This is a genomic window from Gammaproteobacteria bacterium, from assembly GCA_037388465.1.
Classification (GTDB): domain Bacteria; phylum Pseudomonadota; class Gammaproteobacteria; order SpSt-1174; family SpSt-1174; genus JARRKE01.
Genome location: JARRKE010000114.1, coordinates 1 through 4,785, shown reverse-complemented (window position 1 = coordinate 4,785; position 4,785 = coordinate 1). Strand labels below are relative to the sequence as shown.

Annotated in this window: 4 protein-coding genes; 2 read left to right on the top strand and 2 right to left on the bottom strand. The window is 57.9% G+C overall.

What is annotated here, in order from left to right; all coding sequences use genetic code 11:
- Positions 1–239 precede the first annotated feature (239 nt).
- Complete coding sequence (locus P8Y64_13590; protein ID MEJ2061496.1) at positions 240–2,072, top strand: 2OG-Fe(II) oxygenase; 1,833 nt, start codon at positions 240–242, stop codon at positions 2,070–2,072.
- Here the strand turns inward: P8Y64_13590 and P8Y64_13585 are convergent.
- Both P8Y64_13585 and P8Y64_13580 read right to left on the bottom strand, forming a co-directional pair.
- Positions 2,047–3,069 (bottom strand): nucleotidyltransferase family protein, encoded by a 1,023-nt coding sequence (locus tag P8Y64_13585; GenBank protein MEJ2061495.1) that lies wholly within the window; start codon positions 3,067–3,069, stop codon positions 2,047–2,049. The two genes, P8Y64_13590 and P8Y64_13585, sit on opposite strands and share 26 nt — an antisense overlap.
- A 245-nt stretch (positions 3,070–3,314) precedes the next feature.
- The gene (locus P8Y64_13580; GenBank protein MEJ2061494.1) at positions 3,315–4,298 is read right to left on the bottom strand and encodes an aldo/keto reductase; all 984 of its coding nucleotides are present in this window, start codon (positions 4,296–4,298) and stop codon (positions 3,315–3,317) included.
- 338 nt (positions 4,299–4,636) lie between these two features.
- Between P8Y64_13580 and P8Y64_13575 the strand changes: the two genes are divergently transcribed.
- The coding region (locus tag P8Y64_13575) for a GIY-YIG nuclease family protein (protein ID MEJ2061493.1) at positions 4,637–4,785 on the top strand (149 nt) is incomplete at its 3' end.

The window sequence follows — 4,785 nt, the reverse complement described above, 5'->3', positions numbered from 1 at the left end:
GAAGTCGAAACATCCACGTCAGTCGATGACGCGCGCCGGGAACTGCTGGGACGCCTGGGCCGTTTTGCGGCCTATACGCCGCCTGCCATGTTGTCATTGATGCTGGCGGATAAGGCTGCCGCGCAAAGCGGTATTGCGCCGCCGGCTCCCACTCCAACACCGACGTCGACTCCAGCACCTACAGCGGCGCCAACTCCCCCGCCACCGACTACGCGTCCGCCTGCACCGACACCGCCGCCATGATGCTGGACAGCCAGCCACTGTTTGCGTTACTCGGCGATGCCGTGAATCGTGGACAGTGCGAAAAACTGCTTGCGGAACTGACGGGGTATGAAACCAGTCCGGCAGGGTTATCGCATTGGGATGGTACAACCGGAGTTGATGGCGGTATCCGGCGGGCGGCTGTCAGCGACCTGGAGGATGGCCATTGGTTGGGCCGGCTGCTCTTCGACAAGGTCGCGGAGCTGAATGACCGGTTGTGGGGCATGAATCTGCTGGAAGCGGAGCGGCTTCGGATACTGAATTACGAACCCGGCGGCCATTACCTCTGGCATTTCGACGTACTGCCCACGCTGCATGCGGATAACTACCATCGCAAGGGCACCAACCGGGTGCTCACGGTGCTGCTGAACCTCAGCGACGAAAACGAATACGCCCTGGGAGAGCTGCTGATAAAAGACCCGGTGTCCGGTGAGCGGTCCATAGGATTTCATGGCCGCGGCAGCATGCTGGTTTTTCCCTCTCACCAGCTGCACCGGGCAACGGCAACCACGGATGGCTTGCGCCGCGTGGCGGTGATGTGGATCAGAGGTGAAATGGACCACCCGGACAATCGGGTCATAGCCGATTTTATTCAGGCAACGGAGGATGTGCCTTCTCCGGCGGCTGCAACCGGTGCTGTTGGCGTGCCTGTCGATGATGGCCTGGTCGTGTACAGGCCCTATACCAGCGATTTACATGTACTGCGCGACACAGCTGGATGGCTATGGGAGGCGTTCAGCCAGGGTTTGTCTGCTGATGTGATTGTGGCGAACCTGTCCAGTCATTTCGGGTTGCCGGAGCCTCAGCTTCGCGCCGATATCGAAACAATGCAGGTGCAATGGCAGGCGGCGAATATCCAGCCCGATAACAGCGCCAGCGTTGCCAGACCGGCAGCTTCAAATCCCGCTGATTCAATTCAACACTGTTATATCGCCGGTGCCCATATTGAAGTGGTATATGACGCGCCGGTGGTGGAGCAGATGCTGCGGCCGCTGCTGGCTCCGTTGGAGACCGAGCATTTTCACGGTGTAGGCCAGCGCATATCTGTCGCTGAGCGTGACGATGTTTATCGCATTAAAACTGGCGAAGGTGCCTGGGCGACTGTCGATACGCCAAACCGTGCGGTGCTGAGCCTGCTGAGCGAGCTGCAATCACTGGCGACGCGCACGGGTGGCGCCTCGCTGGCATTTGGCGCTGGTGCGTTGGGTTGCGGTCGCGACGCTATTTTATTTCCCGGCCTGCTAAACAAGGGCCGCGCAGCATTGTTGTATGCGCTTGCAAGCCGGTTCAATCTGCCCATGCTGGCCGTTTCATGCATACCCATGCAACGGGCGAGTGGTTTGCTGGAAGCTATGCCGCTGCCGGTAAAGCTGCGCCCGCTTGATCTAGAGTTGTTGGGCGACAGCGTTGAATTGCCGCTGGATCAAGCTGTATTTGGCACCGTGACCGATCCCATGTACCTGCTGCCAAATCCCGTTACGCCTGCAAACGATGGCCGCAAATACTGTCCTTCCATGGCGATCATTGCCGAATATGACCCCGATAAAGAAACGACATTGATCCCTCTGGATGCTGCCTCTGCACTGCAGCAGTTGATGTCTTCCGGCAGCTATTTTGTTGATGATATCTGCTACGAAGATGTTGTGAATTTATCGTCGCTTGTTGAGCGCATGCCGGTGTATTCACTTTCGTTTCGTAGTATCGACGAGGCATTCAGGGCACTCACGTCTGTAATACCGGACGTAACCGTGTGTGATGGAAATCTATCCGGCAAGGTGGGGTGGGTTAGCGGTAATAGAACGGGGGCTTGAGGAGTCTGATATAGGACCACAGCCATTCGCACTGGGGGTATTCAGCCGCTTTATAATGGAAAAAGGCCCGCATGCGTTGCAGTGCCGAGGCGCTAAAGGCAGTTGTCAGGGGCGATTCAAACAGTGTTTTCGCCACCGCGAAATGAACCTGCACCGGCGTGGATAAACCGAATTGCCGGATTGAGGTTTCGATAAAAGCCCAATCGACGCGATTTTGAAATGCCCCGCACAGCAGCGTCGTCTCGTAGAGTTGATGCAGGTCGGTGCGAAATTTCCCCAGCCAGCCGCCTCCAACCGTGGCATGAAGCAGGTGGTGAAGCATTCTGGCATTCGCGCTCAGCACGTAAGCGTTGGCGTCATCGACCGTAATCGGTTCCACCATGCGCAGGCACTCCTGGGTGCTTAACAGGCCTTTCCTGCGCATAAGGCGATGATGCACTTCAACCGTCGCGCCCGCGCCGTCGTCAAGCCACAGCGGCGGTGCATGCTGGCTGCCGCGATAGAGCTTTGGCGCTACCTGATGATAGTCGCTCCAGCCACTTTGCCGAAGCTGTTGCAGCGCGGTGTCGAATTGTTCCGGAGCCACGAGAATATCGATATCCGTCATGACCCGTTGCCCCGGATCGGCGTAAAGATTCGTCGCCAATCCGGCGGCGCCCTTCAACAGTATCGGTTCGATACCCGAGGCATTCAGGGCTTTTGTCAATTTGCCGATCTGCTTGAGAATCAGCTGATTCCGCAGGCGATTGAGTTCGTATATTGATTGCAGATATTGTGATAATTCGTCGTCGAGGATGCGAGTCAGGTCTTTGTCCCTGATGGCAACCCAAAGGGCGGGAGTCAACCGGTGCCTTCCGACCAGATCCACGGCTTTGCGCCAGAATCGCTGGTCATTTTGCGCACTTGTCAGTATTCCATGCAGATATTGATATTGTGGTCCGGGGCCTAGACAGAGGGCGACAAACTGCGCGGGGGAAAGGTTTTGATGTGAGCGCATAAAGCGATTTCCTGTCGGACCGCATCATTTTTATAGCACCGGGACATCATATCCGCGATAGCCAAGTCGTCTATCTACTATTTCAGGAATTCCGATGACCGGGTATCGGAATTCGTGCATTCACGTTTACGTTTATATCTTATCAGACCACTTTGATAATGAACGCGCCTTGTATGCGCCACAAACAAAGAAAAACCCCGGCCTGATGCCGGGGTTTTGTCGTTTTACACGTTGTTTCAATCGTCTCAGAGATTTACGGCCTGCATGCCTTGCTCCGGATAGCGTTCGCCGGAGGCCGCGCCGAAAGGGAAGGCCTGGTCCAGACGTTTCAAGTCTGCATCGGACAGCTGCACGTCCAACGCCCCGAGGTTGTCTTCCAGATACTTGACGTGCCTTGTGCCGGGGATGGGTACGATGTCCTCGCCCTGAGCCAGCACCCAGGCCAGTGCCAGTTGCGCCGGGGTGCAGCCTTTTTCTTCGGCCATGGCCTTGACGGTATCCGCCAGATGCAGGTTGTGCTGGAAGTTCTCGCCCGTGAAGCGCGGGTTGTAGCGCCGCCAGTCGTCCTCGTCCAGATCCTCGATGCGTTGGAAGCGGCCGGTGAGGAATCCGCGTCCAAGCGGGCTGTAGGGAACGAAGCTCACACCGAGTTCGCGGCAGGTATCCAGCAGACCGTTTTCAGGGTCGCGGGTCCACAGGGAGTACTCGGTCTGCAACGCGGCGATGGGATGTACCGTGCAGGCCTTGCGCAGGGTGTCCGCCGCAGCCTCGGACAGCCCCAGGTAACGCACCTTGCCGGCCTGCACCAGCTCGGCCATGGCGCCCACCGTGTCCTCGATGGGCGTGTTGGGGTCGACGCGGTGCTGGTAGTAAAGGTCGATATGATCGACGCCGAGACGCATCAGGCTGGCATCACAGGCCTGATGAACATATTCGGGGCTGCCGTCGACGCCCTTGAATTCGCCGTTCGGGCCGCGCACGTTGCCGAACTTGGTGGCGAGCACCACCTGGTCGCGCCGGTCCTTGATGGCGTGCCCGACGAGCTCTTCATTCGCGCCGACCCCGTACATGTCGGCGGTGTCGAGAAAGGTCACGCCCAGATCGAGGGCACGGTGGATGGTCTTGATGGATTCCGAGTCGTCCTTGCTTCCGTAGAAGTCTGACATGCCCATACAGCCCAGTCCCAGGGCCGAGACGGTGAGTTCCTTGCCCAGTTTACGTGTCTGCATTGTTGGCCTCCTTTCTATGCGGTGATTGGTCCGCCGCCGCGCGGCGGCGCTCAGACCGGTCGGTCGTCTGACTATGCCGACAGCGCGGATAATCCGCACAAATACGCCCACATCGGCACACGCTGAGGCGGTCTTGAGATGGAATCCTGAATTTGTTGCCGTTTTGCATGCGCTAAGTCTGGATGGCATCCGTGTGAGGTTTGATTCCAGTTTAGGTTATCCGTTCCCGCTTACGGATGAATGATTCGTTTCATCGAAATGCCGGGCTTGAACAGCGCTACGCAAAGCTGGTTTCATTGAGCGGTGTTTCCGCGAGCCCGGGTCGACCAACCGTTCCCATGCAAGAATCCGCCTGGTACGTTTACTTACTCGAATGCAGCGACCGCTCGCTTTATACGGGGGTCACCACCGACCTCGAACGGCGCGTCGCGCAGCACAACGGGCTGTTGCAGGGCGGTTCGCGCTATACCCGCAGCCGCCGTCCGGT